Origin of the sequence: Brevundimonas sp. 1080, assembly GCF_040545985.1 — a bacterium.
Taxonomy (GTDB): domain Bacteria; phylum Pseudomonadota; class Alphaproteobacteria; order Caulobacterales; family Caulobacteraceae; genus Brevundimonas.
The window spans coordinates 28,363-55,268 of sequence record NZ_JBEPMW010000003.1; the positions used below are offsets into that span (position 1 = coordinate 28,363).

The window sequence follows — 26,906 nt, forward strand, 5'->3', positions numbered from 1 at the left end:
CGCAGGTTGGTCAGCGCTTCGCCGCTTCGATCAGTTTGCCGATCTCGGCCGGGTCGATGCCGGGGCTGGCCTTGCCGTTGACGAAGAAGGTCGGCGTGCCGCGCAGGCGCAGGGCGGCGGCCGTGGTGTGAATGTCGGCGATGTGGCGGGTGGTGTCGGGCGCGGCGATCGCGGCCTTGGCGCGGGCCATGTCCACGCCATGCGCCGCCAGGATGGCGTCGACCGCTTCGATCGAAAGCGCCCGCTCGGTCATCAGGGCGTCGTAGACCTCCAGATATTTGCCCTGCTGGTGCGCGGCCAGGGCGGCGCGGGCGGCGTATTGCGAGGTGATGTCGTCGCCGCGGTCCAGGATGGGCCAGTCCTTGAAGACGAAGCGGACCTCCGGATGGGCAGCCATCAGGGCGCGATAGTCGTGGGCCACGGCCTTGCAGCCCGGGCAGCGGAAGTCAAAGAATTCGATCACCGTGACCTTGGCGTTCGCTGGACCGAAGGCTGGATCGCGGGCGTCGGGCGCCAGGAGGCCAGCGTTGGCGGCGGCGGCCTGGTTCGTCTCCTCGACGGCGGCCTCGGCGTCCTTGGTCTGAAGCGCCATCTGCGCCTCCTGCAAGACCTCGGGATGCTCCAGCAGATACGCACGCACGTTCGATCCGCCGGTCAGATAGGGCGCCGCTGAAAAGCCCAGCGCGATGACCGATAGGCCCAGGGCCAGATAGCCGGCGCGGCCGCCGCTGAGCCATCCTGGCTTGGCGGTCTTGGGTTCGGGCGCAGGCGTGGGGGGGGCGTCGGTCATTTAGGCTCGCAGTCGGCGTAAGGGGTCAGTTGAGGGTCGCGGGCCGGCGCGCGGCGTCACGGCGGTCCAGGTCGTTGAGATCGTCGGGCGTGGCGCCCGAGGCCAGGACGATATCGACGGCGCGGCGCCATTCGATCGAACCGGGATTCAGCATGGAGCGGGCGCGCAGGGCGAACTGGGTGGCCTGCTTCTCATCCCCGCCGGCGAAATAGTATTCCGCCGAGGCCAGTCGCGCCTCGCCCTCCTTGCCCTGGGAGGCATAGGCCTGGGCCAGCAGTCGCCAGGCCATGGTGTTGTCCTTCTCGGCGACGACGGCGTGTTTCAGCTGATCGATGGCCTCGTCCAGATTGGCCTTGTCGTTGGTCTCAATCAGGGCGTGGGCCAGGTTGACGCGGAGCAGGGGGGCGTCGGGCTTCAGGCGGACCGCCTCGCGGTGGGCGGCGACGGCCTCGGACGGGCGGCCTTCCTCGAACAGGATCTGGCCCTTCAGTTCCTGGAAATACGGGTTGTTCACGTCGCCGGCGATCAGTGCGTCTACCGCCGTCAGCGCCTTGTCCGTCTGGCCGTCGCGATACCAGGCGATGGCCCGCGCATAGCGGCCGGGCAGGGACGCATCCGTCGACGGATAGTCGCGCAGGGTGGCGTTCGGCGGATCCATGAAGGCGTGAATCTTGGCCAGGATCAGCGCGTGCTGCGCCATACGTTCGGGACTGTCGCGATGGTCGTAGTGCGGCTGTTCCTGCACATAGCGGCGCAGGCTTTCGATCCGGTTCGATGACAGGGGGTGGCTGCGGAAATAGGGATAGCGGCGGGCGTCGGAGAAGACCTCCTGCGAGCGGAAGTTCTCGAAGAAGGACACCAGCCCGGCGCCCGATTCGCCGGCGGCCTCCAGCGCCCGCGCCCCCGAGATGTCGGCCTCGCCTTCCTGGCTCTGCATGTAATGCAGCGCGCCCAGAGCGCCGAAATACTGGCTGGAGCCGAGCAGGGCCACGCCTGCGTCCGGCGCACCGGCGGCGATGGCCAGGGCGCCCAGCGCCATGGTCATGAACATCGGCTGTTTGCCGGCGTTCTCGGCCCCGTCGCGCAGGGTGTGGCGGTTTTTAATGTGGCCCGCCTCGTGCGCCATCACGCCCAGCAGTTCGCCGGGCGTCTTGGTGCGCAAGATCAGGCCGGTGTTGACGCCCATGATCCGCCCACGGGTCGCAAAGGCGTTCAGGTCGTTGTCGTTGACCAGCAGGACTTCGATGTCGTTCGGGTTCAGCCCCATGGCCACGAAGACCGGGTCGGCCCATTCGCGCACGATGCCCTCGACCTCGGTGTCGCGGATCAGGCTTTGCGCGGAGGCCTGGCCGGCGACGGAAACAGCCATCAAGGCCGTCGCCGCCGCCGCCAGAACGCGGGATGCAGATCGGGGAAGCCATCTCATGGCTCTACTCCAACAACGACCGGCCCCCGCCTGTATCCAGACAGTCTAATCGTGACCGATCAGCGGCGCCACCACCCGCGCTTGGGCTTTTCGGGCGGTGCGACGATCTGGTTCGGGTCTTCGGCGATGATGGCCTGAACGTCGATCTCCGGCGTGGGAGCGACGAACGGCTCGGCCAGGACGGCCTCGGTCACTGGAACCGCCGTCGGCGCGGCGACTGGGGCGACCTCGGCCGGTTCGGCGGCCAGCGCCTCGTGCGGGGTCACGTCCAGCTCGGCCGGTGCGCCTTGGACCGTAGCCTCGTTCGGCTCGATGGCGGTGTCGGGATGCGGTTCGGTCGCGATCTCGACATTGGCGCTGGCCGACTTGCGGCGCACGCGACGACGCTGAGGCTCGGACGCGATGGCCGGCGCGGCTGGCTCGACGGCCTCGGTCGGCTCGACCATGACGGCCATCGGCGTCTCGGGCGAGCCGTCGGGCGGCATGCCTTCGTTGGTGGCGCGGTTCTCGACCTTGATCTCGTGGCTGACGGGACCGTCGCCACGACCGCGACCCCGACGACGGCGACGACGCGAACGGCCGCCTTCCTCGCCGGAGCCTTCGCCAGCCCCGTTATTGGCGACGACATCCAGGCCTTCGACTTCGGACTGAGCAACGGCGGGGCGTTCAGCTCGCTCGGGGCGCTCGCCGCGTTCCGGACGACCTTCCGAGCGGCCGGGGTTCAGCGGGTCGAACCAGACATAGGGGTCGTCCAGCGACGGCGTGCGGCCGCGAACCCAGGTGTAGACGTCGCGCTCGCCATCCTCGCGGACGCGGCGACCGCCACGGCGGCCACGGCGACGGCGGCGGCCGTTTTCGTCTTCCTCATCGTCCGAGGCGTCGTCGGCGCTGACCGTATCGACGGTCTCGACGTCGGAGGTTTCCTCGTCGCGACGACCGCCGCGACGGCGACGGTTGCGCCCACGACCGCGATCGCGACCGCCTTCATGACGTTCCGAACGTTCGCGCGGTTCGTCGTCGTCGCTGTCTTCGCGGTCCAGGGATTCGACGGTGTCGTCATCGTCGTCGGCGATGATCTCCTCGTCGTCGTCCTCATCTTCGTCTTCGTACAGCGAGGCGTCGAAGTCGTCGTCGAGGTTGGGCATCTCGATCTCAGGCGCGACGAAGTCCTCGTTCGTCTCGGTGCGCTCGATATTGTGTTCGCCCTGACCCAGGCTGTCGTCGATCTGGACGATGACGTTCAGGCCGCGACGTTCCAAGAGCGACTGCAGATAGGCGCGCTTGTGGTTCAGGATGTACAGGCCGACGGCGGTGCAAACCTTCAGCACCACGACGCCCGCGCCGTTCTTGCCGGCCTCGATGTCGACCGCGCGCAGGGTCATCAGGGCGGCGGATTCGGCCGAGCGGATGCGGCCCGTGCCCTGGCAGTGCGGGCAGGCTTCGGTGGCGCCCTCGATCACGCCCAGGCGGCGACGCTGACGGCTGATCTCCATCAGGCCGAAGGGCGAGATACGGCCCATCTGGATGCGGGCGCGGTCGGAGGACAGGGCCTCCTTCAGCACGCGCTCGACGGCGCGGTTGTTCTTGCCCTCATCCATGTCGATGAAGTCAATGACGACCAGGCCGGCGAGATCGCGCAGGCGCAGCTGGCGGGCGGCTTCCTCGGCCGCTTCCATATTGGTCTTGAACGCCGTCTGCTCGACGTTGCGTTCCTTGGTGGCGCGGCCCGAGTTGACGTCGATGGCCACCAGGGCCTCGGTCTGGTTGATCACCAGATAGCCGCCGGACTTCAGCGGCACGACCGGCTGATGGATCTGCGTCAGCAGTTCCTCAATGCCGTTGGCCGCGAACAGGGGGCGCGAGCCGCGATACAGGTGAACCTTCTTGGCCTGGGCCGGCATCAGCACGCGCATGAAGTCGCGCGCTTCCTTGAAGCCGTCGACGCCCTCGACCTGGATGCCGTCGAAATCCTTGTCGAACATGTCGCGCACGGCGCGGCGGACCAGGTTCTCTTCCTCGTAGATCACCGAGGGGGCGTGAGACGAGAGCGTGGTCTCGCGGATCGTCTCCCACAGGCGCATCAGATATTGATAGTCGCGCTTGATCTCGGCCTTGGTGCGCTTGGCGCCCGCCGTGCGGATGATCAGGCCCATACCCTTGGGCACTTCCAGGGCCGAGACAGCGCTCTTCAGGCGACGACGGTCCGAAGTGTTGGTGATCTTGCGCGAAATGCCGCCGCCCTTGCCGGTGTTGGGCATCAGCACGCAGTAGCGGCCGGCCAGCGACAGCCAGGTGGTCAGGGCCGCGCCCTTGGCGCCGCGCTCGTCCTTGACGACCTGGACCAGCAGGATCTGGCGGCGCTTGATGACGTCCTGGATCTTGTAGCGACGCATCAGGCGGCGCTTCAGCCGCTCTTCGTCGGCCAACGCCGATTCGGGGTCGACGTCATCGCCGGTCGATTCGCGGTCGAGATCGTCCTCGTCCTCGTCGTCGTGCGCCTCGGCCATGATGGCTTCGCGGTCGGCGACGGGGATCTGGTAGTAGTCGGGGTGGATTTCGTTGAAGGCGAGGAAGCCGTGGCGATTGCCGCCGTATTCAATGAAGGCGGCCTGCAGGCTGGGCTCTACGCGGGTGACCTTGGCGAGGTAGATGTTGCCGCGAAGCTGGCGCTTCGCACGGGATTCGAAATCGAATTCCTCAATCTTGCGCCCGTCCACGATGGCGACCCGGGTCTCCTCGGGATGCGCCGCATCGATCAGCATTGTCTTTGACATGGAAAGTCTCTCTCTGGCGCGCGCAGGCCGACCGTCCCGGATCTCCGGACAGGGTCATGGCGGCTCGCCGAATGAAGGTGAGGGCCGGCGCGCGCGACATCCCCTCGCCGAGAACGGCGAAGAAGGCTTGATCAAGCCGTTGGGGAACGCAGGCGGAAAGGCCCATTAAGTCGTCGGTCCTGAACCGGGCGCGCCAATCCCTTGGGAAGGCCGCGTCCCTGGTCCGCTCTTCGAACCATCGGCCAGGCCGGGGCGGTTCTAGGATTGGTGAAAGTCAACGCCGCGAGGAGGGCGCGCCAAGATTCGCAGAGGCGAAATCGGCGCGATCGGTTCGCGAGCGGTCACAGCATAGTCATGCAACGGGAGAATTAAAAGGCGCTCGCCTTAACCCCCTGAATACGAGCCTCTGTCATGATGGGGTTCAAGTAGGCTTAAACCGGGTTCGCCGACGCAGATGAGCGGTCGCGTTTTGACAGGTCTGATGCGCTGGGGCGCGAAGGAGTGGGCGATGACCGCCCTGGCCTTCGTGGTCATCTGCATGGTCGGTCTGTCCGCAACGCGCGGTTTCGCCTGGGGCGCGCAGGGCGATGTGCTGGCGGTGCGCTTCGGTGCCGACGGCGATCGGACCCGAGTCGTCATCGATCTGGACAAGACGGCGCAGGGTCGCGTCATCGACGCGGGCGGCGAAGGCCGGGTGGTGCTGGCCCTCAGCGGTGTTGCGCCAGGACGCGGGCTGAACGGCGGCGGTTCGGGTTTGGTGCGCTCTTATGAGGTCACGTCGTCCGGCGGTTCGTCACGTGTTCAGCTGGAACTGGCGCGCGGCAGCGAGATCGAACGGCGCTTCCTTCTGCCGCCCGGCGACGGCGTCAGCCATTATCGTTATGTCGTGGACCTGAAGGCGACGGGAGCCGCCGTGCGGGCCTCGACCACGCCGGCGCCGCGCGTCAGCGCGCCGCCGCGCCGCGCTGAACGCCCCCTGATTGTCATCGACGCCGGCCATGGCGGCAATGATCCGGGCGCCAGCGGCGCAAGCGCCCAGGAAAAGCAGGTCACGTTGGCCGCCGCCCTGGCGTTGAAGGCCGAGCTCGAGAAGAACGGTCGTTATCGCGTGCGCCTGACACGGACCGACGACCGCTATGTCGACCTTTATCGCCGTGTCTCCATCGCGCGTCAGGCCGACGCCGATCTGTTCATTTCCTTGCATGCCGACGCCGGCGCCGATCCGGCGCTGCGCGGGGCCAGCGTCTATACCTTGTCGGAGCAGGGCGCCGGACGGGCCGTGCGCGAGTTCACACGTGGCGACAACTGGCACCGCGAGCTGCATCTGCCGGGGCGCGATCCGTCGGTTGATCGCATCCTGCTCGACATGACCCAGCGCGCGACCCAGAACCGCTCGGCCCAGTTCGCGCGGGTCTTGCTGACCCATTTGGAGGGGTCGGACCATCCTCTGCTTCGCCGCAGCCATCGCGATGCGGGCCTGGCTGTCCTGTTGGCGCCCGACGTGCCGGCCGTGCTGCTGGAAATGGGCTTCATCACCAATCCCGAGGACGAGCGGCTTCTGACCGACGAGCGCGCGCGCCGTCGCCTGATGAAGTCGGTGGCGGACGGGATTGATCGCTATTTCCGCGAACCGTCGAGCCCGATGATGGCCGCCACGAACAGCCAGGCCGCTGGTCAGTCCTGATCCGGCGCAACCAAGCCGGCCGTCGCCGGTTTCCCGACCATGAAAAAAGCGATTGTCACGGGCGGATCAGGCCTGATCGGAACGGGCGTCTGTAAGGCCTTGCTGGCCAACGGATGGGAAGTCGCCTCCTTCGACCTGAAGTCGGGAGAGGGCGAAGCGCGTCATATCGACTGCGATTTGGGTGATGAGGACTCGGTCAAACAAGCGTTTGAGACGCTGGGCTGGTCGTCGCTGGAGCTGCTGGTCAACAACGGGGGCATCGCCGACCCGGTGAACGGCCCGCTGGCTAAGCTGTCGCTAGCGGACTGGCGCAAGACCATCGACAGCCATCTGACCGGCGCCTTTTTGATGAGCCGCGCCGCCATTCCGATGCTGAACGAGGGCGGCGCCATCGTGAACATGATCTCGACGCGCGCCTTCATGTCCGAGCCGCACACCGAGGCCTATGCGGCGTCCAAGGGTGCGCTGTTCGCCCTGACACACGCCCTGGCGATTAGCGAAGGCCCTCGAATCCGCGTGAATGCCATTGCGCCCGGCTGGATTTCGGATGGCGAGGATCTGCGTTCTGTCGATCACGAACAGCACCCGGTCGGCCGCGTCGGCCGCGCCGAGGATATCGCCGGTGCTGTGCTCTATCTCGCCGAAGCGAGTTTCGTGACGGGCCAGGTGCTGACCGTGGACGGCGGCCTGACACGCAAGATGATCTACGCCGACTAGGCCGTCAGGCCAGACCGGCCTTTTTCAGCGTCTTCCACGCCTTGATCACGCGTTGCAGCTTGGCCTCGGCGCTGCGGTCGCCGCTGTTGGTGTCGGGGTGAAACCGCTTCAGCAGCTCGTGATACTGAGCCTTGATCTTCGCCTTGTCGGCGCCCGGATCCAGATCGAGGTCGGCCAAGGCGGCGCGTTCCAGCTTGCCGATGCGGCGGTCCTCGGTCGCGGACTGCGGTGCCTGATCGCCCTTGCGACCGAAAAGGCCGAAGCTGTCGCGCCATGAGCCGGCGCCGGTGGTGTTCGAGGTGCCCATCTTGGCGGCGAAGGCGGCGGCCTCGCGCGTGAACTTGCCGGCCTGCATCTCCCAGGTCGGGCGCCCGCCAGTCATGGCCTCGTTTTCCTGGGCGGCGCGGATCTGGCCTTCGCTCATGCCGGCGTAGAAGTTCCAGCCTTTGTTGTACTCGCCGGCGTGCGGCTGGCAGAATTCGTAGAAGTCGTTCAGCCGCTCGCGCGACTTGGGCGCCTTGGCCGCAGCAGCCCGGCGACAGTCGGGCCACTGGCACGGCTTTTCGCCGGGCTTGAGGTGAAGGACGTCGGCTTTCGCCGCCTCTTCCTCTGGCTTGGGCGGCTTCACCCGAATGTCGGTGAAGCGCGGCTTGTATTGAAAGGAGGCGGACATCAGCCGAAGTGTAAGCCCGATTGGGACAGCATCAAGGAATCGATCATGTCTGAAGGCCCGGTGGCGACGATTATTCGTGCAAAACTGACGGCAGGGCTGTCGCCCGAGCGTCTGGAGGTCGAGGACGACAGCTGGCGCCACGCCGGACATCATCATGAAGGCGGAATGGATGCCGAGCCTGGCGGAGAAAGCCACTTCAATCTGGTGATCGTGTCCGCCGCTTTCCAGGGGCAATCGCGGCTGGCGCGACAGCGCGCGGTCAACGCGCTGTTGAAGGACGAGATGGCCGGACCGGTCCACGCCCTTTCGATCAAGGCGTTGACGCCGGAGGAGGCAGGCTGAGCGAAAGAACTGCGTTCACATCGTCTTAGAACCTTCGTCTTAGCGTCATCCGACCAAACAGAACGTGGGGATCTGGGCTTATGGTGGAATCAGACGGCGTCGTGAAGGCGCTCGAAGGCGAACAACGCGCCGGAGACGCGGCCCAAGCGCTGACCGCCATCCTGCAGACGCAGTATCTCCGCTACATGATCATCGCCTCGTGGGCCGTGGGTCTGCTGGGCACGGTGGGCTTGTGGCCGGCGCTTCTGTGGTTCGGCGGCACGCTGGCGGCCGGGTCGCTGCGGGGACTTGTCGAACATCGTCTGAGCCATCGCGTCGGCACCAACTGGGGCGTGATCTTCCCGATCGTGGCCACGGTGACGACCGGCGCCTGGGCCATTGCGCCTCTGATGGCCTGGTTCTCGCCCACCGAGTTCGGACGGCCCCTGGCCCTCGCCCTGCTGATTTCCGGCTATGTGCTGGTCTTCGCCCAGCTTCGCAGCTCGCCGCGTCAGGCCCTGATCATCTCTTCGCCCTACGGTGCGGCCGCGACGATCATTCTGTTCAGCCTGTGGGGCACCAACGCCTTCTGGTCGATGCTGGCTGTCCTGCCGTTCACGGCGGCGGGTCTATTCGTGCTGGTGACCATGACCTTGCTGCGCGAAGACCGCATCCGGGCCTTCCAGTCGCACCAAGCGCATCTGATCGAGGAACTGGAAGCGGCCCGCGACAAGGCCAATGCCGCCAATGACGCCAAGTCGAACTTCCTGGGCGTGATCTCGCACGAGCTGCGCACCCCGATGAACGGCGTGCTGGGCGCGGCCCAACTGCTCAGCGCGACGCGACTGGAGACGACGCAGCGCGAATATCTGTCGATCATCCGCAACTCCGGCGACAATCTGTTGTCGCTACTGAACGACATCCTCGACATGACCAAGATCGAGGCGGGCAAGATGAACTTCGAGGTCGTCGATATCGTCATCGACGGTTTGAACAAGCGCATCACCGGCCCGTTCGAGGCCCAGGCCGAAGCCAAGGGCCTGACGTTCGTCACGACCGTGGAGGGCGAGATTCCGACGGTGGTGCGCGGCGATCCGCTGCGCGTCTGCCAGGTGGTGCAGAACCTACTGTCCAATGCGGTCAAGTTCACCGAGGCCGGCGAGATCCACTATCTCGTGCGCGGACACCGTGTATCGGATCAGCGCGTACGGTTCGAATTCGTCGTCCAGGACAGCGGCGCAGGGATTGCGGCGGCCGATCTGGAGCGGTTGTTCATGCCCTTCACCCAGGTCGACACCTCGTCGACGCGGCGCTTTGGCGGGACGGGTCTCGGCCTGACCATCGCGCGGCGCATGGCCAACATCATGGGCGGCGACATCACCGTGACGTCCAAGCTCGCCGAGGGCTCGTGCTTCACCCTGGAAATCGAGGCCGAGGTCGTGGAATGGGCCAAGCCCGTTGCGGCGGCCGAGGTTCATGCCGAGATCGAAGGTGGCGAATCGCTGCGTGTCCTTGTGGTCGAGGACCACCCGGTGAACCGCATGATCCTGGAGGCCTGGATGAGCTCGGCCAGCCACGTCACCTCGACGGCCGAGAACGGTCAGGTCGCGGTCGATATCGCCAAGGATCAGCCGTTCGACCTGATCATCATGGATGTGAACATGCCGGTCATGGACGGACTGACCGCGACCCGCATGATCCGCCAGGGCGACCAGAACGCCGGCACTCCGATCGTGGTCCTGTCGGCCTCGGCGCGTCATGAGGATCACGAAGCCGGTCTTCAGGCGGGCGCCGACGCCTATCTGAACAAGCCGATCGATTTCGGCGCCTTGGCCGCCCTGATGGGTCGCGTGAGCGGCGGTCGCGACGCGGTCGCGCAGATGGCGCTGCCGTCGTCTGAGACCTCCGTCGCCGCCTGATTGCGGCAATCCTGTGTTCCCGACATGAACCTAGCCCGAGGACGTCGGTTCAGGCGCGCCTCAGTCGCCGTGCTCCATAACTGCACCCAAGCCGATAGTCTTCGGCGCAGATGGAGACACGATCATGAAAAAGATCCTGACCACCGCAATCGCTTCGGTCATGGCCGCCGGCGCGCTGGGCGCTGCGGGCGCAGCCTCGGCTCAGCCCGTACCGCCCCATGGTCCGCATGGTCCAGCTGCACGCCACGGTCCGGGTCCTGACCACTACGATCGTCGGGACTATCGCCAGGATCGCCGCGACTATCGCCGCGAGCTGCGCGAGGATCGTCGCGACTATCGCCAGCAGCAACGCGCCTATGAACGCTGGCAGCGTGCGGAACGTCGTTACAACGCCCCGCGCTATGTCCCGCCGCGCGGCTACGCGGTCCGGACTTGGAGCTATGGCCAGCGGATGCCGTCCTACTACCGCACCAACGCCTATGTGGTGAACGACTATAACCGCTATGGCCTGCGCGCGCCGCCCCGTGGCTACCAATATGTCCGCAGCGGCAATGACGTGGTGCTCGCCGCCGTCGCCGGCGGCCTGATCACCGCCGTGATCGCAGGACTGTTCAACTGATCCTTCAAGGATTTGAGATGCGCCCCGGAGGGAAACCTCCGGGGCGTTTTTCGTTCTGAAGAGGACGGCGACGCTTCCGGCGCCCAAGATGGATGACGATGCGCGCCTTCGCCGAGCTACTGGACCGCCTGTCCCTGACGGCTTCGCGCAATGCGAAGCTGGTGCTGGTGCGCGACTATCTGAGGGCGACGCCTGATCCCGACAGGGGATGGGCGCTGGCGGCCCTGACCGGCGATCTGACGTTCGACGCGGCCAAGCCGGCCATGATCCGAAAGGCGGTCGAGGGCCGGGTCGACAGCGTGCTGTTCGGCTGGTCCTACGACTATGTGGGCGATCTGGCGGAGACGGTGGCCCTGATCTGGCCCGTGACGCCGGACCATCGGCCGAACCGCGAGCCCGAGTTGGCCGAGGTCGTGGAGACGCTGCGGACGGCGACGCGGACCGAGGTGCGCGGCCTTCTGGAAGGCTGGCTGGATGCGTTGGAGCCGAAAGGGCGCTGGGCGCTGCTGAAGCTGATGACCGGGGCCTTGCGCGTGGGCCTGTCGGCGAGGCTGGCCAAGACGGCGGCGGCGATGATGCGCCCGGATGCGGTGATGGCGCCGCCTTCGCCGGACGGCGACGAGGCGCAGACGACGCTGGAGGCGTTGGATGCCGCTGCCATCGAGGAGGTCTGGCACGCGGTCGAGCCGCCCTACGCCGACCTGTTCGCCTGGCTAGAGGGCAGGGCGGAGCGGCCCAGCCCGGATGCGCCCGGCCGGTTCCGACCCGTCATGCTGGCCGTCGCCATCGATGAAGCGGTCGATCTGCCCAAACTGTCGCCGGCCGACTATGCGGCTGAATGGAAGTGGGACGGCATCCGGGTTCAGGCGGTGCTGGAGGGCGAGGTCCGCAAACTCTATTCCCGCACCGGCGACGAGATTTCGGGCTCCTTTCCCGATGTGATGGACGCCCTGGCGTTCGAAGGCGCGATCGATGGCGAGCTGATCGTGTGGCGCGACGGGGCGGTCGCGCCGTTCGGGGACCTTCAGCAGCGGCTGAATCGCAAGTCGGTGGACGCCAAAGCGATGCAGGCCTTTCCGGCGGCCGTGGTCGCCTATGACCTGCTGGCCCAGGACGGCGAGGACCTGCGCAGCCTGCCGCTGCGCGAGCGTCGGGCGCGCCTGGAGGCCCTGGTCAATGGTCATACCGGCGAGCGACTGCATCTGTCGCCGGTGGTCGATTATGCGGATTGGGATCAGTTGGCGCGGTTGCGAGCCGATCCACCGGTCGGGGCGGCGGCAGAGGGGCTGATGCTGAAACGCTGGGACAGCCCCTATCTGGCGGGGCGACCCAAGGGGCCGTGGTTCAAATGGAAGCGTGACCCGCACGTCATCGACGCCGTCCTGATGTACGCTCAGCGCGGGCACGGCAAACGCTCGAGCTTCTATTCCGATTACACCTTCGGCGTCTGGACGCCGGAAGGCGCGCTGACGCCGGTCGGCAAGGCCTATTTCGGCTTCACCGACGAAGAGTTGAAGCAGCTCGACAAGTTCGTGCGCGATCACACCATCGACCGGTTCGGGCCCGTGCGGTCGGTGCGGGCCGAGCGGGATTTCGGCTTGGTGCTGGAGATCGCCTTCGAGGGGCTGAATCGTTCGACCCGGCACAAGTCCGGCGTAGCCATGCGCTTCCCGCGCGTCAGCCGCATTCGCTGGGACAAGCCGGCGCGAGAGGCCAACACCATCGACGATGTGATGGACCTGCTGGACGCCATCGAAAGCGGCGGCGGGCGGATCGCAAAGGCCTGAATCGGGCTTTCGGGGGTTCCAATCGTCGCGTCAGGCGTTAGACCCGACCTCATGTCTCTGCCTCTTTCCAACGAAGTCGCCGACGCGGTGGCCGCGAGCCGTAAGGCCGTTTCGATTGACGCCGCCATGATCGCCAAGCTGACCGACATGGCGGGCGATTTCGCGATCAACCTGACCATCGCTATCCTGATCTTCGTCGCCACCGTGTTTATGGCGAAGTGGGCGGCGGGCGCAGCGCGCAGAACCCTGTCGCGGGTGCGCGGCTTCCGACATGACCCGACCGTCCTGAGTTTCGCGGTGCAGGTGGTGCGTGTTGTGGTGATCATCATCGGCATGATCGCCGTGCTGCAGCGGCTGGGCGTTCAAACGACCTCGATAATCGCGGTGCTGGGCGCCGCGTCCTTGGCGGTGGGCCTGGCGTTGCAGGGCACACTGTCGAACGTGGCGTCGGGGATCATGCTGCTGGTGCTGCGGCCCTACCGGGTCGGCGACGTCGTCGATGTCGGCGGGATGAGCGGCACGGTGCAGCGACTGGACCTGTTCACGACCCAACTTTCCAACGCCAACAACCACAAGATCGTCATTCCGAACTCAAAGGTCCTGAGCGACCCGCTGACCAATCTGACCGGCCAGCAGACGCGCCGGATCGAGATCAACTTCACGGTCGGCTATGGCGACGATCTGAACCAGGCGCGTTGCGTGCTGGCGGATATGGCCGCCGCGCACGACAAGGTGCTGCACGATCCCCATCCCTGGACCGGCGTGACGGGCCTGCTGGATAGCTCGGTTCAGGTGACGCTGCACGCCTGGGTCAAGGTCGGCGACTGGTGGCAGACCCAGGCCGATCTGATGCAGGGCGGCAAGGAGGCGCTGGACGCCGCCGGGATCGAGATTCCGTTCCCGCATCAGGTCGCCGTGCCCTATGGCGATGAGGATGTGGTGCCGGTCGTGCGCGTCCGCACGGTCGAAGACGATACGGCCGATCTGAAGGCGACGAACCGTTGATGCGTTACGATTTCGGCTCCGACAACACCGCCGGCATGGCGCTGAGCGCCCTCGAAGGCCTGGTGCGCGCCAACAAGGGATTCGCCCGCGCCTATGGCGCAGACGAGGTCACCGCCCGCGCCGCCGACCAGATTCGCCAGCGTCTGGATGCGGACGCCGACGTGCGTTTTGTATTCAGTGGGACGGCGGCCAACGCCATTGCCCTGTCGATGTTGGCCCAACCCTATGAGGCGGTGCTGGCTCACCATGCGGCGCATATCTGCACCGACGAGACGGGCGCGCCGGGCTTCTTCGGTCACGGCGTCGGCCTGATCGGGCTGCCGGGGTTCTCGGGCAAGATCGATCCATTGGCGCTGCAGGCGCAGTTGGGCGAACCCGAAGTCGGGCATCGTCAGCCGCCCGCCGCCCTCTCGCTGACACAGGCCACCGAATATGGCTCGGTCTATACCGAGGAAGAACTGCGTCATCTGATCGAACCGGCCAAGGCGCTGGGCTACGGCGTTCACATGGACGGCGCGCGCCTGACCAATGCGGTCGCCGCCGGTTTCGACCTGAAGGACATTCCGCGTCTGGGCGTGGACGTGCTGGTGTTCGGCGGGGCCAAGGCAGGCGCCAACTGCGCCGAGGCGATCGTGCTGTTCGATAAGAGCCTGGCGCGGCGACTGGACAACCGTCTGAAACAGGCGGGCCAGACATCGTCCAAGACGCGGCTACTGTCGGGTCCGATGCTGGGACTGCTGGAAAGCGGCGATTGGGAGTCGGGCGGCGCCCACGCCAATCTGATGGCGCAGCGCTTGGCGGCCGGCATCGCGGGGCGGTCGCCCTTCGTCCTGGCCCATCCGGTGGAGGCGAGCGCCGTCTTCGTGCGGATGCCGCCAGAGGCGCACGCCCGCCTGAACGAAATGGGCTGGGCCTGCTACGCCTTCGATGACGGTTCGGTACGCTTTGTCTGTTCGTGGGCGACGCAGGAAGCGGCCGTGGACGAGTTGATCGAGGCGGTCGCCGGTCTGGGCTGAGCGACGAATCCCCGCTCGCGCGCCAGCGTGGCCTTTCCCCGGTCGCATTGGCTTTCCATATGCGCATCATGGCGATGCGAGGCGAACGCTCCGGCGGCAGGCGTGACCCGATGGTCAAGGCGCAGCAGGCAGGGAGCCCACAGGACAAGACGGACGGACCCCCGACGCTGACGGCGCTGGGGGACCTTGCGCGGCTGGTGGCCCGATCGGGCGCGCCGCACCTGAAACTGCGGCTGATCTCGGCCATCCTGCTGACGCTGGCGGGCAAGGGGCTGGGCGTTCTGGCGCCGCTGGTGCTGGGCGCGGCGGTCAACCGTTTAGCGGCCGGGCAGGGTGCGGTGACCGCCGTCGGCCTGGGCTTTGCGGCCTTCGCCATCGGCTGGGCCCTCGTGCGGTTTCTATCGGCGGCCTCGCCCCTGGTGTCGGACGTGGTGTTCGCGCCGGTGCGCGCCGCCGCTCAGCGCGCGACGGCGGCCGAGGCCTTCGCCCATGCGCTGAGCCTGTCGCTGGACTTCCACCAGACCAAACGCTCCGGCGCCCTGTCGCGAACGATGGATCGGGGATCGCGCGCGGTGGACTTCCTGCTGCGCATCTTAGCCTTCAACCTGGTCCCGACCGGGGTGGAGCTGGTGCTGGCGGCCGGGGTGCTGGGCGCCAAATACGACTGGCGTTTCGCCGCCGTCGCGGTGGTCGTGGTCGTCATCTACACCGCCGCCACCTTCGCCATGTCCAACTGGCGGCTGGAGCATCGCCGGATCATGAATGCGGCCGATTCCGAGGCCGCCGGCGTCTCGGTCGACGCCCTGCTGAACTATGAGACGGTCAAGTCGTTCGGGGCCGAAACGCGCGCGGCCCAGACCTATGACCGGGCGCTGGGTGAATATGCCGAGGCGTCGCTGAAGGCCAACAGTTCGCTGAACATGCTGAACGGGATGCAGGCCCTGGTGATGAACCTGGGCCTGGGCGTGATGGCGGTGATGGCCGGGTTCGAGGCCGCGGCCGGAAGGATGGGGCCGGGCGACGTGACGGCCGCGGTGCTGATCATGATCTCGCTTTACGCGCCGCTGAACATCCTGGGCTTCGCCTATCGGGAAATCCGTCAGTCCTTCATCGACATGGAGGAGATGCTGAAGGTGACGCGACAGACGCCGCAGGTCGCCGATGCGCCGAACGCCGTCGCCCTGCCGCGGCCGGTCGATGCGCGCGGGGCGTCGGTGGCGTTCGAGGGCGTCGGCTTCCGCCACGACGCGCGGGCCAATGGGCTGGAGGACGTCAGCTTCTACGCCGCGCCGGGCACCACGACGGCGCTGGTCGGCCCCTCCGGCGCGGGCAAGTCTACCATCGTCAAACTGGCGCTGCGTCTGCTCGATCCACAGGAGGGGCGCGTGCTGATCGAGGGCCATGATGCGCGTGAGGTGACCCAGGCTTCGCTGCGGTCGGCGGTGGCGCTGGTGCCTCAGGATGTGGCGCTGTTCAACGACACCCTGGCCGCCAACATCGCCTTCGCCCGGCCCGAGGCGGATGAGGCGCAGGTGTGGGCGGCGGCCGAGGCGGCGGAACTGGCCGACTTCATTCGGGGCTTGCCGGACGGCATGCAGACCAAGGTCGGCGAACGGGGGCTGAAGCTGTCGGGCGGCGAACGTCAGCGGGTGGGCATCGCCCGCGCTCTGCTGGCCGATCCGTGCATCCTGATCCTGGACGAGGCCACCAGCGCCCTGGACAGCCGCACCGAGGCCGCGATCCAGAAAACCCTGCGCAAGGCCAGGAACGGCCGCACGACCTTGGTGGTCGCACACCGGCTGTCGACCGTGGCGGACGCGGATCAGATTCTGGTGCTGAAGGCCGGGCGGATCGTCGAACGCGGCGGTCACCACGAACTCGTGGCCCGACAAGGCGGGGAATATGCAGCGCTGTGGCGCAAACAGACGCGCGGCGGCAAGACGCCTCAGATGGTCGACTGATCGGCGGTCGGCAGCTTCTTTCTCAGAACCTCATGCAGGTTCGTCAGGATGGCAGTCCGCGCGGCCTGCTCTTGCGGCGGCAGCGCCAGCAACAGCTTCATCGCCTGGGCATGGACCGTGGCGATGCGCCAGTCGAACCCGCCCTGGCGCGGTGCGGCGTCCAGCAGGTCGCACAGGCCCTTGGCCGCCGTGCAAAGGTCGTCCATCTCGAAGGGGCTGGCCGCATCGATGATCTGGCTGGAGGCGGAATAGGCCAGATCCAGCCGCATCGGCTCGATCAGGTTCGGATCGGGCTTGGCCAGCAGAGCCGCGATATTATCGCCGATGATGGCGCGGGCCTGTTCCTGAAGTCCGTCCAGATTGGCGCGGGCCTGGGCTAGGGCGACACCGACGCTGACGCCGCCGGGGCGATCCAGCATCTCTGCCAGACGCGACTTGCGCTGAGTGTGGGTGATGACGGTCATAGGGCCAGACTCTCCATCCCCTTCGCCTTGCGAATCATGTCGGCGCGGCGTTCCACGCCTTCATAGCCGGTGTGTCGGAACCGGCGATCCGGGCCCAGATAGTCGCCGACCTCCAAGAAGGGCCGGCTGTCGCGCGCGACCCACAGGATGCGCTCAAGCAGAAGGGCGGGGCTGAAGGGCTTGGTGACGACGAAGTTGGCGCCGCAGTCCCGCGCCTCGGCGACGCGCCCGCGACGAATGTGGCTGGCGGTCATGATGACGGGGGTGAAGGCGTTCGGATTGGGGCCGGAGCGGCGCAGCCAGCGCACCAGTTCGAACCCGTCGATGTCGGGCATGTCGGTGTCGACGACCAGCAGATCGACGGGTTTATCGGTCAGCAGCTTCTTGGCTTCCATACCCGTGCCGCACGCGTAGGTCGGGCGGATGCCGAAACCGGTCAGGGCGTTGGACGTCAGGGTCAGCGAGAACGGCGAATCGTCGACGATCATCGTGATCGCGCCGGCCAGGTTGAAGACGGCGCTTTCACGCAGGGACTCGCCGCCGCTCATGGCGCAAAGGCCCCAGTCTGTGCCGCCGCTGAACTCATGGCCGGTCGCAAACCCCGATGCCTCTAAACGAAGCGCCGAGCTTGGCAGACGAGGATGGATGCTGCGTTAACGTTGGTCGGCCAAAGCGACCAAGCGTCAGAGGGCGCCGATGGCGTAGAAGCGATCTGCGCGGCGCTTCTTGATCTGCTGGGGCGTCAGGCCGTCGAAGCCCTTTAGCTCTTCGGCCAGAACGTCGCCGACATTGGCCATGGCCGCGTTGCGATCGGTATGGGCGCCGCCGACAGGCTCTTGGATCAGGCGGTCCACGATCTTCAGCTGCATCAGGTCCGGGCCGGTGATCTTCATCGCCATGGCCGCATCCTTGGCCCGCGCGCCGTCGCGCCACAGGATGCCGGCTGCGCCCTCGGGCGAGATGACCGAATAGATCGAGTGCTCCAGCATCAGCACGCGGCTGGCCGCTGCGATGGCGATGGCGCCGCCCGAGCCGCCTTCGCCCGTGATGGTGGCGATGGAGGGGACGCCCAGGGTCAGGCAGCGCTCGGTCGAGCGGGCGATGGCCTCGGCCTGGCCGCGCTCCTCGGCGCCCAGGCCCGGATAGGCGCCGGCGGTGTCGATGAAGCTGAGGACCGGCAGGCCGAACTGTTCGGCCATGTCCATCAGGCGCACCGCCTTGCGATAGCCCTCGGGCCGGGCCATGCCGAAGTTGTGGGTGATGCGGGTCGCAGTGTCGTGACCCTTTTCGTGGCCCATGATGACGACGGGCCGGCCGCGGAACCGGGCCAGGCCGCCCAGGATGGCCTGATCGTCGCCGAACTGACGGTCGCCGTGCAACTCGTTCCAGTCGGTGAACAGGCTCTGGACGTAATCGATGAAGTGCGGACGCTGCGGATGGCGCGCGACCTGGGTCTTCATCCAGGGGTCGAGGCCGGCGTAGGTCTTCTTGCGCAGCTGGTCGGCCTTTTTGCGCAGGCCCTCGATCTCATGGTCGATGTCGCCCGAGGTGTCGGCCAGCAGCGACAGCTCCTCGATCTTGGCTTCCAGATCGGCGATCGGCTTTTCGAAGTCGAGATAGTGCGTGGCCATCAAGGCGTCCGGGAACTGCAAACGGGCGAAAGCGCCCTTGGGGAAGGCGCGCGAACCTAGAGAGGTCAACGCCGCCGGGCAAGCGGGGGTTCAGTCGTCGCGCGCCAGGGGGTGGTTTTGTTGGACGACCTGGGCCAGGCGATCGGTGGCGACGTGGGTGTAGATCTGGGTCGTGGCGATATCGACGTGGCCCAGCAGGGTCTGGACGACGCGCAGGTCCGCGCCGCCTTCCAGCAGATGGGTGGCGAAGGCGTGGCGCAGGACGTGGGGGCTGACGCGGGCGGGGTCGATGCCGGCCGTGATCGCCGCCTCATCCAGCAGTTGGGCGAAACGGCGCGGGGTCAGATGGCCGGTGCGGCCGGAGGAGGGGAAGAGCCAGGGACTGTCGGGTGCCTCAGGCTTGCGTTTCGCGTCGCGCGCGACGAGCCAGGCCTTGATCGCTTGGCGGGCGGCGGCGTTGAGGGGGGCGAGCCGTTCCTTGCCGCCCTTGCCGCGCACTATCAGATAGGCGGGGTCGCGCCGAACGGCCTCGACTTTGAGCCCCAGCAGTTCGGACACGCGCAGGCCGGAGGCGTATGCCATCTCGACCAGGGCGACCAGGCGCAGGCCCGCCGCCGCGTCACGGGCGGCCGAGGCGGCCAGCAGGGCGTCGATCTCGGTGCGACTCAACACCTTGGGCAGGGACCGGCCCTGTTGGGGGGCGTCAAGGCGGCGCGAGGGGTCGTCGGTGCGCCATCCTTCGGCCAGGGCGAAGCGGTAGAACTGCCGCGCGGAGGAGCGGCGACGGGCGGCGGTGGCTGCGGACAGACCGCGCCGCGACAGATCCGCGAACCAGGCCTCGACTGCCTCGGCGTCGGCCTTCATCAATCCGCCGGCGTCCGAGAGCGCCATCTCCGCGTCCGCCAGATCGCGGCCATAGGCGGACAGCGTATGGGGCGAGGCGTCGCGTTCGACCGCCATCATCTCCAGAAAGGCCTCGATCTGGGGCGTCATGCGCCGATCCGCAGCCCGAACGACTGGCGCAAGGTCAGGCTTGGTGTAGAGGTTTTCTGGATCATGCCTGCCCGCGCCGCCGCCTTCGCCTTCCTCTCGACCGACCGTTCCGCCGGAGCCGCCGGATGAGGCGGCGCGCGAATCCGGGTCCGACCCGCACCATAGCCCTGGTCGGCCTGATGGGGGTGGGCAAATCGTCGGTCGGTCGTCGGCTGGCCAATCGGCTGCGATTGCCGTTTGCGGACGGGGATGTGGAGATTGAGGCGGCGGCCGGGATGACGGTGTCGGAAATCTTCGCCGCGCTGGGCGAGGCCGAGTTCCGCGCGGGCGAGGCGCGGGTGATCCGCCGCCTGCTGGAGGGCCCGCCCATCGTGCTGGCGACCGGCGGCGGGGCGATGATGAACCCGGAGACGCGGGCATTGCTGAAAGCCAAGGCCGACACGGTCTGGTTGAGGGCCGATCTGGCGGTCATCGCGGAACGGGTGGCGCGGCGCGACACGCGGCCCCTGCTGCGGGGCAAGGATCCGCTGGAGGTTCTGACGGGCCTGGCCGAGGCGCGCTATCCCATTTACGGCGAGGCCGATGTGACCGTGGACGTCGGGCAGGGCTCGCACGGCCAAGCGGTGGACGCCATTCACAAGAACCTGCGCCGACACTGGCGCCAGAGACGACGCACGGAGACCCCGCAATGACGATCATTCCGGTCAGCGGCGGGGCCTTTGCCGCCTATGACGTCGTGGTGGGACGCGGGCTGCTGGCGCAGGCCGGCGCACACATCGCGCCGCTGGCCAAGGGGCGGACGGTCATCGTCACCGACGAGACGGTTGCGGGTCTCCATGCCCAGACCCTGATCGCGTCGCTGACGGCGGCGGGCGTGACCAGCGAGATCGTGGCCGTGCCGGCAGGCGAGGGTTCCAAGTCCTTCGCCGAGCTGGAGCGCGTCTTGGACCGGCTGCTGGAGATAGGTCTGGATCGCAAGGATGTGGTGATCGCTTTGGGCGGCGGGGTCGTCGGCGATCTGGCCGGTTTGGCGGCGGCCCTGTTCATGCGCGGCATCGATTTCGTGCAGATTCCGACGACTTTGCTGGCCCAGGTCGACTCTTCCGTCGGCGGCAAGACGGCCATCGATACGCCGCGCGGGAAGAACTTGGTCGGCGCCTTCCATCAGCCGCGTTTGGTGCTGGCGGATATCGACGTGCTGGCCACGCTGCCGGAACGCCAGGTGAGGTCCGGCTGGGCCGAGGTGCTGAAGCACGGGCTGATCTGCGACGCGGCCTTCTTCGACTGGCTGTCAGGCGAGGGGGCTGCGGGCGCCAAGGGCGATTCGGCGGCGCTGGAACGGGCGGTGATCCGCTCGGTGGAGATCAAGAGCGCGGTGGTCGGCGAGGACGAGAAGGAGGCGGGGCGACGCGCCCTGCTGAACCTGGGTCACACCTTCGGCCATGCGATCGAGACCGAGGTCGGCTTCGACGAAGGCGCGCTGGCGCACGGCGAGGCGGTGGCGCTCGGCTGCTGCATGGCCTTCCGATATTCGGCGCGTGAGGGCTTGTGCTCTGCGGACGACGTGGCGCGGGTCGAGGCGGTGGTCGCGGGGGCGGGTCTGCCGACGCGGCTGGATCAGGCGGGATCGTTCGCGGCCGACCGTCTGCTGGCCTTGATGGCGGGAGACAAGAAGGCCGAGGGCGGGGCGCTGACCCTGATCCTGGCGCGCGGCGTCGGCCAGGCCTTCGTCGCCAAGGGCATGGATGCGGCCAAGGTGCGGGCCTTCCTGGTCGAGGAAGGCGCGATCGCGTGATGCAGATCGCCTCGGTCCCTCTGGAGGATCGCTTCGTGCGGCTGGAGCCGTTCGAGGAAGGACTGGAAGCCGAGGTCAAGGCCGCGCTGGATTGCGATCCCGAGGCCTGGGGCATCATGGTCGCGCCCGCCTATGGCGATCATTTCGACGCCTGGTGGAAGGCTGCGCTGGCGGCGATGCAGGCGCAGACGCGGATCGCTTATGCGGTGCGGCGGCGCTCGGACGGGGCGGTGGTCGGGACGACCAGCTTGTATGAGATCAACCCCGCCTATCGCCGCTGCGAGATCGGCTCGACCTTCTATCGGCCGGAGGCGCGGGGCGGGGCGATCAATCCGGCCTGCAAACGGCTGTTGCTGGGCCACGCCTTCGACGCCGGCGCAGTGCGGGTCGAGATCATCACAGACGCCGTCAACGCCCAGAGCCAGGCCGCCATCCTGAAACTAGGCGCCAAGGCCGAAGGCTTGCTGCGCAAGCACAAGATCACCTGGACCGGCCGGGCGCGCGACACCGCCATGTTCGCCGTCATCGACGACGGCTGGGCCGAGGTGCGCGCGAGACTGGACCAGCGACTGGCGGCGTTCGTTTAGTCGACCGCGCGGCATTCCGTCGGCTGGCGGCCTTCGACGGACCAGGTGGCGAGGACGCCCTTGCCGCGCAGTTCGACGTTGGAAGCGCGGTACCAGATGCCGTCGGCGGCGCGCTCCTGATACAGATCGATGGCCTCGCCGGACGAATTGCGGATGGTGGCCATCTGGCGCGGGTTGTCGAAATCGACCGACAGACGCTCGCCATTGTCGCAAAGATAAACGGTGTGGACGACGCGGTTCAGGGTGCGGTCCTGGATTTCGGCGCCGGTGCGCTGGCGGGCGGTCTGGGCCTGGATGGCGCGTTCCTTGACCTCGTCGCCGGTGCGCGGAGCCTTGTCGGGATCGGCGCCGCAGGCGGTGAGAAGGGCCAGGGCGGCCAAGCCGCTGAAGACGATCGACTGCGGCAGATCCGGCTTGAACAAGGTCTTTTCCCTCCACGGCCCCGCCCAACGGCGCCGCTTTCGCGGCGTTCTAACGTGCGCCGCCTGTCGCCGTTCCCCGTCGCAGGCGGAAGAACGACTTGAGCAGCGACGAAGCCTCGCCCGCCAGAAGGCCTGAGTCCGTGGTCGGGCGCCAGTGGCAGGTCGGCTGTTCGAACAGACGGGGGCCGTGGATGACGGCGCCGCCCTTGGGATCGTCGGCGGCCCAGACCACGCGGCCGATGCGGGCGTGGCTGATGGCCCCGGCGCACATGGCGCAGGGCTCCAGCGTCACATAGAGGGTCAGGCCGGTCAGGCGATAGTTGTCCAGCGCCGTCGCCGCGCGCCGCATGGCGACGATCTCGGCATGGGCGGTGGGGTCGCGAGCCGCAATCGGACCATTGGCGCCGGTCGAAATTACCTCACCTGAGGCAGGATCGACAAGAATTGCGCCCACGGGCACCTCTCCTGCGTCCGCCGCCGCTTGCGCTTGGTCCAGCGCCATGCGCATGAACCGCTCATCATGGTCCGCCATACAGACGACAACGACAAGAAGCCCCGCGCCCGTCAAGACGAACGGTCGCCCCGGCCCTTTAAATCCTCCGGTCCCCGCAAGAGCGGCGACGGGACGAGATCATTCGGCGACAAGCCGCGCGGCCCTCGCGAAGACGGCGCCAAGCGGTTCGGCGACAAGGCCGACCGCCACCGCAGCGACAAGCCCCGCAGCGACCGGCCCCGCACCGACAAGCCGCGCAGCGATGGGGGCGGCAAGGACGGCAAGTCCAAGACGACGGACACGCCTCTGCGCGCCGAGCGAATCGCCAAGACCATGGCCCGCGCCGGCATCGCCTCGCGCCGTGAGGTCGAGCGGCTGATCGGTCTGGGCAAGGTGGCGGTCAACGGCCGCATCCTGGACACGCCCGCGACCCTGGTGACGCGCGACGACGTGATCACCGTGGACGGCAAGCCCATCGGCTCGACCCAGGCCACGCGGGTCTGGCGCTATCACAAGCCGGCGGGCCTGTTGACCAGCCACAGCGATCCGACGGGACGACCGACGGTGTTCGACGCCCTGCCGGCCGGTCTGCCGCGCGTGATTTCGGTCGGGCGGCTGGACCTGGCGACCGAAGGCCTGCTGCTGCTGACCAACGACGGCGAACTGAGCCGGGCGCTGGAGCTGCCATCGACCTCGCTTGTGCGTCAGTACCGGGCGCGGGCGCGGGGCAAGATCACCCAGGAGCAGTTAGACGCGCTAAAGGACGGCGTGGTCGTGGACGGCGTCTCTTATGGTCCCATCGAGGCCAAGCTGGACAAGGCCAAGGAGTCCAAGTCCGAGGACGGCAAGGCGCCGGCGAACCTGTGGATCTCGGTGTCGATCACCGAGGGCAAGAACCGCGAAGTCAGGAAGGTGCTGGAGTCCGTCGGCCTGACGGTCAACCGGCTGATCCGCCTGGCCTACGGCCCGTTCCGCCTGGACGTGCTGCCGGTCGGATCGGTGGAAGAGGTCGGGCCGCGCGTGATCCGCGAGCTGCTGGCCGACTACATCCGGCCCGAGAACCTGCCGACCGGCAATACGGTCGAAACGCCCGCGCCCATCCCCGGCCGTCGGGTCTCGACGCCCATCGTCAAGGGCCGGTCGGGTTCGGCCATGTCGGACCCGTCGCGCAAGCCCAGCCGCGTCCGCGCCGCCGAGACGGCCCAGGCCGATGCGGTCGAGCGCCGCGAGCGTCCGCCCAAGAAGGAAGGCTGGGCCAAGGCCGCGCCTAGGTTCGAGCATTCCAAGAGCTTCAAGCCGCGCGAACGCACCGCGCCCGCCAGCGACCGCCCGGCGCGTGAGGATGGCGACCGGCCCAAGCGCGCCTTCAAGCCGCGCGACGACCAGTTCATCGACGATCGGCGCGGCAAGCCCGGCGCCAAACCGGCGGGACGCGCCGGCTCCGGCCCCCGCGCAGGCGGTCCCGGCGGAAAGCCGAGCGGCGGCCGCGACTTCAAGCCTCGCACGGGCGGCGCCGGCAAGCCGGCCGGTCCGTCTGGAACGAGCGGACGCGGGCCAGGCGGCAAGCCGCGCACGCCCCGCTGAGGATCGCCGCCGAGGACTGAGCGATGACGATCTCGACCGGGCGGTGCCTGTGCGGCGCCGTCACCTTCACCGCGACGCCGAACGGCGGGATGCACGCCTGCCACTGCCCGACCTGCCGGCGGCAGTCGGGCGGCATCCTGTTCAGCGTGGACTGCGGCGACAGCGTGGAGGTCACGGGCGAGGTGGCGACCTATGTGTCGTCCGACTGGGCGACGCGGCAGTTCTGCCCCGCCTGCGGGACCGGCCTGTTCTGGCGCTCGAACGACGGGGCCATCACCATGGTCTCGGCCCAGGCGTTCGACGATCCGTCGGTCTTCGCCCTTGAGGATGAGTTCTGCATCGAGAGCAAACCGGCGACCTATGCGCTGGCGGGCGAGCGGCCGCGCCTGACGACGGACGAGCTGTGGGCGCAGTTCGCGTCGCCGCAGGATTGACGAGAAGGGTTGCGACAGGGGGAATGGCGATGACGACGACAGCGGACCTGAGCCCGGCGAAGGGCGATCACAGCCTGGAACGGCTGCTGCTGTTCTCGGACGGGGTGTTCGCCATCGCCATCACCCTGCTGGCCATCGAACTGCATGTGCCCGAAGGCTGGAACGGACAGTGGGCCAGCCTGTGGGCCGAGCGGTGGCCGATGTTCACCGCCTTTGCGCTGAGCTTCGCCATCATCGGCGTCTTCTGGAACACGCACCGGCGGGTGTTCGCGCGCATGATCGGCTTCAGCAACGGGGTCATGATCTTCAATATGCTGGCCCTGGCCGGGGTGGTGTTGATGCCGTTCGCCACGACCCTGCTCTACGAACAGCCGCGTAACGGCGAGGGGGCCTGGATCTATCTGAGCCTGGTGGCCCTGGTCGGCGTGATGCACGCCGGCGCCTATGGCTGGGCCGCCTTCGTGACCGATGCGATCCGGCCGCGACCGCATTGGGCGGTGCGCGCCACGGTGGTCGTGACCCATGCCCTGATGCCAGGGCTCGCCTGCGCGCTGAGCTTCTTTCTGATGGCGCGGGGCGTGGGGCTGCTGGCGGCCGCGACGGCGCTGGCGCTGGGGCTGCTGATCGCCGGACGGGTGTGGGTCGGACGGCGCTTTGGCGGAGCCGCCTGATGCGGATCGTCGCCGGAAGCCTGAAGGGCCGGGCCATCGTCGCGCCGGAGGGGCAGGGCACACGCCCGACCTCGGACCGCGCGCGCCAGGCCGTATTCAACGTGCTGGAACACGCCGCCTGGGGCGAGAGCCTTCAAGCCTTGCGGGTCATCGACCTGTACGCCGGGTCGGGCGCCCTGGGGTTCGAGGCTGTCAGCCGGGGCGCGGGCTTCTGCCTGTTCGTCGAGACGGACGACGGGGCGCGCGGCGCGATCCGCGAGAACGCCGACGCCTATGGGCTGATGGGACGCACGCGGGTGCACCGCAGGAGCGCGACGGACCTGGGCGTGCGGCCCGGCCCGATCGCCGAGGCGTTCGACCTGGCGTTTCTGGACCCGCCCTATGGCAAGGGGCTGGGGGAGCAGACGCTGGCGCGGCTGATCGAGGGAAACTGGCTCAAGCCCGGCGCCCTTGTGGTGTTCGAGCGCGGGTCGGACGAGCCGGAGATCGACACCCCCGGCTATCAGCGGCTGGACGCGCGCGACTATGGCGCAGCCAGGGTGCTGTTCCTGAAGGTTTCGCCGACAGCAGAGTGAGGCGACGCTGCCCGTTTCCCAACGGGAGAGGGGAGGGTTACAGTTTGGCGACCAGGCCGCGCGCCGCGGCCGTCACCTCGGCCCAGGTGATTTCGAACCCGTCGTCGTCGCCGAAATAGGGGTCGGCGACGGCCTGACCCTCGCGGCCGGCGACGTGGTCGAGCAGCAGGCTGAGCTCAGCGGTCGCATCGTCGGGCCGCAGGCGACGCAGGCTTTTCAGGTTCTCATGGTCCAGGGCGATCACATGGGTGAAGCGGCGAAAGTCCGCCTGCGTCACCTGCCGCGCCTTCAACCCCGAAATCTCGACCCCATGCCGCCGCGCCGTCGCCTGCGCCCTCGGGTCCGGCGCCTCGCCCGCATGCCAGTCCCCGGTCCCGGCGGAATCGACGATCAGATCGAGGCGGAGCCGCTCAGCCTCGGCGCGCAGGGCGGCCTCGGCGAGGGGGGAGCGACAGATGTTGCCGAGGCAGACGAAAAGGATTGAGGGCATCGGGCTACTTCTCCCTATCAAAGCTTGGGTATTGCTATCTGTGGTTGCTGTGACGTAGCGTCCCGCGTGGGAGGG

General features: G+C 67.7%; 27 protein-coding genes. 16 read left to right on the top strand and 11 right to left on the bottom strand.

The window, feature by feature from the left end:
- Window positions 1–10: 10 nt before the first annotated feature.
- The 3 genes from ABIC32_RS10645 to ABIC32_RS10655 are packed head-to-tail and all read right to left on the bottom strand — an operon-like array spanning window position 11 to window position 4,990.
- Window positions 11–790, bottom strand: a complete 780-nt coding sequence (locus tag ABIC32_RS10645; protein WP_354074147.1) for a DsbA family protein — start codon at window positions 788–790, stop codon at window positions 11–13.
- 25 nt (window positions 791–815) lie between these two features.
- Window positions 816–2,216 (bottom strand): M48 family metalloprotease, encoded by a 1,401-nt coding sequence (locus ABIC32_RS10650; RefSeq protein WP_354074148.1) that lies wholly within the window; start codon window positions 2,214–2,216, stop codon window positions 816–818.
- A gap of 59 nt (window positions 2,217–2,275) precedes the next feature.
- On the bottom strand, window positions 2,276–4,990 hold the full coding sequence (locus tag ABIC32_RS10655; RefSeq protein ID WP_354074149.1) for an Rne/Rng family ribonuclease: 2,715 nt from the start codon (window positions 4,988–4,990) through the stop codon (window positions 2,276–2,278).
- Window positions 4,991–5,498: 508 nt separating this feature from the next.
- Here ABIC32_RS10655 and ABIC32_RS10660 point away from each other — a divergent pair.
- Both ABIC32_RS10660 and ABIC32_RS10665 read left to right on the top strand, forming a co-directional pair.
- Window positions 5,499–6,674 (top strand): N-acetylmuramoyl-L-alanine amidase family protein, encoded by a 1,176-nt coding sequence (locus tag ABIC32_RS10660; protein WP_354074150.1) that lies wholly within the window; start codon window positions 5,499–5,501, stop codon window positions 6,672–6,674.
- A gap of 39 nt (window positions 6,675–6,713) precedes the next feature.
- Window positions 6,714–7,391 carry an SDR family oxidoreductase gene (locus ABIC32_RS10665; RefSeq protein ID WP_354074151.1) on the top strand — a complete coding sequence of 226 codons (678 nt, stop codon included), beginning with the start codon at window positions 6,714–6,716 and terminating at the stop codon, window positions 7,389–7,391.
- A 4-nt stretch (window positions 7,392–7,395) separates the two neighbouring features.
- Here the strand turns inward: ABIC32_RS10665 and ABIC32_RS10670 are convergent, their stop codons facing one another.
- Window positions 7,396–8,064, bottom strand: coding sequence for a J domain-containing protein (locus tag ABIC32_RS10670; RefSeq protein WP_017506027.1), 669 nt, complete (start codon window positions 8,062–8,064; stop codon window positions 7,396–7,398).
- A gap of 45 nt (window positions 8,065–8,109) precedes the next feature.
- On the opposite strand from ABIC32_RS10670, the gene ABIC32_RS10675 reads away from it, so the two are divergent.
- From ABIC32_RS10675 to ABIC32_RS10705, 7 genes are all read left to right on the top strand, one after another.
- A complete protein-coding gene (locus ABIC32_RS10675; RefSeq protein ID WP_055753801.1) occupies window positions 8,110–8,406 on the top strand; it encodes a BolA family protein in 297 nt (98 codons plus the stop codon).
- A gap of 80 nt (window positions 8,407–8,486) precedes the next feature.
- Window positions 8,487–10,304 carry a response regulator gene (locus ABIC32_RS10680; protein ID WP_354074152.1) on the top strand — a complete coding sequence of 606 codons (1,818 nt, stop codon included), beginning with the start codon at window positions 8,487–8,489 and terminating at the stop codon, window positions 10,302–10,304.
- 124 nt (window positions 10,305–10,428) lie between these two features.
- Complete coding sequence (locus tag ABIC32_RS10685) at window positions 10,429–10,923, top strand: RcnB family protein (RefSeq protein WP_199061338.1); 495 nt, start codon at window positions 10,429–10,431, stop codon at window positions 10,921–10,923.
- 98 nt (window positions 10,924–11,021) lie between these two features.
- The gene (locus ABIC32_RS10690) at window positions 11,022–12,710 is read left to right on the top strand and encodes a cisplatin damage response ATP-dependent DNA ligase (RefSeq protein ID WP_199061330.1); all 1,689 of its coding nucleotides are present in this window, start codon (window positions 11,022–11,024) and stop codon (window positions 12,708–12,710) included.
- A gap of 51 nt (window positions 12,711–12,761) precedes the next feature.
- Window positions 12,762–13,715 (top strand): mechanosensitive ion channel family protein, encoded by a 954-nt coding sequence (locus tag ABIC32_RS10695; protein ID WP_199061328.1) that lies wholly within the window; start codon window positions 12,762–12,764, stop codon window positions 13,713–13,715.
- Window positions 13,715–14,731: a threonine aldolase family protein gene (locus tag ABIC32_RS10700; RefSeq protein ID WP_354074153.1), complete on the top strand. Its 1,017-nt coding sequence runs from the start codon at window positions 13,715–13,717 to the stop codon at window positions 14,729–14,731. The genes ABIC32_RS10695 and ABIC32_RS10700 overlap by 1 nt, the downstream gene beginning before the upstream one ends.
- 110 nt (window positions 14,732–14,841) lie before the next feature.
- Window positions 14,842–16,692, top strand: coding sequence for an ABCB family ABC transporter ATP-binding protein/permease (locus ABIC32_RS10705; protein ID WP_354074578.1), 1,851 nt, complete (start codon window positions 14,842–14,844; stop codon window positions 16,690–16,692).
- Here ABIC32_RS10705 and ABIC32_RS10710 read toward each other — a convergent pair.
- The 4 genes from ABIC32_RS10710 to ABIC32_RS10725 form a co-directional block, all read right to left on the bottom strand.
- Window positions 16,677–17,156 (bottom strand): chemotaxis protein CheE, encoded by a 480-nt coding sequence (locus ABIC32_RS10710; protein WP_354074154.1) that lies wholly within the window; start codon window positions 17,154–17,156, stop codon window positions 16,677–16,679. The genes ABIC32_RS10705 and ABIC32_RS10710 overlap by 16 nt on opposite strands.
- Window positions 17,153–17,704: a response regulator gene (locus ABIC32_RS10715; RefSeq protein ID WP_039247653.1), complete on the bottom strand. Its 552-nt coding sequence runs from the start codon at window positions 17,702–17,704 to the stop codon at window positions 17,153–17,155. The genes ABIC32_RS10710 and ABIC32_RS10715 overlap by 4 nt, the downstream gene beginning before the upstream one ends.
- A 135-nt stretch (window positions 17,705–17,839) precedes the next feature.
- On the bottom strand, window positions 17,840–18,787 hold the full coding sequence (locus ABIC32_RS10720) for an acetyl-CoA carboxylase carboxyltransferase subunit alpha (RefSeq protein ID WP_199061890.1): 948 nt from the start codon (window positions 18,785–18,787) through the stop codon (window positions 17,840–17,842).
- Between the two features lie 90 nt (window positions 18,788–18,877).
- Entirely contained in the window at window positions 18,878–19,780 is a 903-nt protein-coding gene (locus ABIC32_RS10725) for a site-specific tyrosine recombinase XerD (RefSeq protein WP_307511665.1), read from the bottom strand.
- A 125-nt stretch (window positions 19,781–19,905) separates the two neighbouring features.
- Here ABIC32_RS10725 and ABIC32_RS10730 point away from each other — a divergent pair, with 125 nt between their 5' ends.
- Genes ABIC32_RS10730 through ABIC32_RS10740 form a run of 3 tightly spaced genes read left to right on the top strand, consistent with a single transcriptional unit; the run spans window position 19,906 to window position 22,162 of the window.
- Entirely contained in the window at window positions 19,906–20,472 is a 567-nt protein-coding gene (locus tag ABIC32_RS10730; protein ID WP_165117140.1) for a shikimate kinase, read from the top strand.
- Window positions 20,469–21,575 (top strand): 3-dehydroquinate synthase, encoded by a 1,107-nt coding sequence (gene aroB, locus ABIC32_RS10735; protein WP_295195977.1) that lies wholly within the window; start codon window positions 20,469–20,471, stop codon window positions 21,573–21,575. The genes ABIC32_RS10730 and aroB overlap by 4 nt, the downstream gene beginning before the upstream one ends.
- Window positions 21,575–22,162: a GNAT family N-acetyltransferase gene (locus ABIC32_RS10740; protein ID WP_295195984.1), complete on the top strand. Its 588-nt coding sequence runs from the start codon at window positions 21,575–21,577 to the stop codon at window positions 22,160–22,162. Before aroB ends, ABIC32_RS10740 begins: the two co-directional genes overlap by 1 nt.
- Here ABIC32_RS10740 and ABIC32_RS10745 read toward each other — a convergent pair.
- Complete coding sequence (locus ABIC32_RS10745) at window positions 22,159–22,584, bottom strand: MliC family protein (RefSeq protein ID WP_082464998.1); 426 nt, start codon at window positions 22,582–22,584, stop codon at window positions 22,159–22,161. The two genes, ABIC32_RS10740 and ABIC32_RS10745, sit on opposite strands and share 4 nt — an antisense overlap.
- Window positions 22,585–22,633: 49 nt before the next feature.
- A complete protein-coding gene (gene tadA, locus ABIC32_RS10750) occupies window positions 22,634–23,092 on the bottom strand; it encodes a tRNA adenosine(34) deaminase TadA (RefSeq protein ID WP_199061619.1) in 459 nt (152 codons plus the stop codon).
- A gap of 12 nt (window positions 23,093–23,104) precedes the next feature.
- Between tadA and ABIC32_RS10755 the strand changes: the two genes are divergently transcribed.
- From ABIC32_RS10755 to rsmD, 4 genes are read left to right on the top strand one after another with little or no spacing between them, the layout of a single operon-like run.
- Complete coding sequence (locus ABIC32_RS10755; protein ID WP_354074155.1) at window positions 23,105–24,661, top strand: pseudouridine synthase; 1,557 nt, start codon at window positions 23,105–23,107, stop codon at window positions 24,659–24,661.
- Window positions 24,662–24,684: 23 nt separating this feature from the next.
- Window positions 24,685–25,095: a GFA family protein gene (locus tag ABIC32_RS10760; RefSeq protein ID WP_354074156.1), complete on the top strand. Its 411-nt coding sequence runs from the start codon at window positions 24,685–24,687 to the stop codon at window positions 25,093–25,095.
- Between the two features lie 29 nt (window positions 25,096–25,124).
- Entirely contained in the window at window positions 25,125–25,766 is a 642-nt protein-coding gene (locus ABIC32_RS10765; protein ID WP_354074157.1) for a TMEM175 family protein, read from the top strand.
- A complete protein-coding gene (gene rsmD / locus ABIC32_RS10770; protein ID WP_354074158.1) occupies window positions 25,766–26,341 on the top strand; it encodes a 16S rRNA (guanine(966)-N(2))-methyltransferase RsmD in 576 nt (191 codons plus the stop codon). The genes ABIC32_RS10765 and rsmD overlap by 1 nt, the downstream gene beginning before the upstream one ends.
- A gap of 37 nt (window positions 26,342–26,378) precedes the next feature.
- Here the strand turns inward: rsmD and ABIC32_RS10775 are convergent, their stop codons facing one another.
- Window positions 26,379–26,831 (bottom strand): low molecular weight protein-tyrosine-phosphatase, encoded by a 453-nt coding sequence (locus ABIC32_RS10775; protein WP_354074159.1) that lies wholly within the window; start codon window positions 26,829–26,831, stop codon window positions 26,379–26,381.
- Window positions 26,832–26,906: the final 75 nt, after the last annotated feature.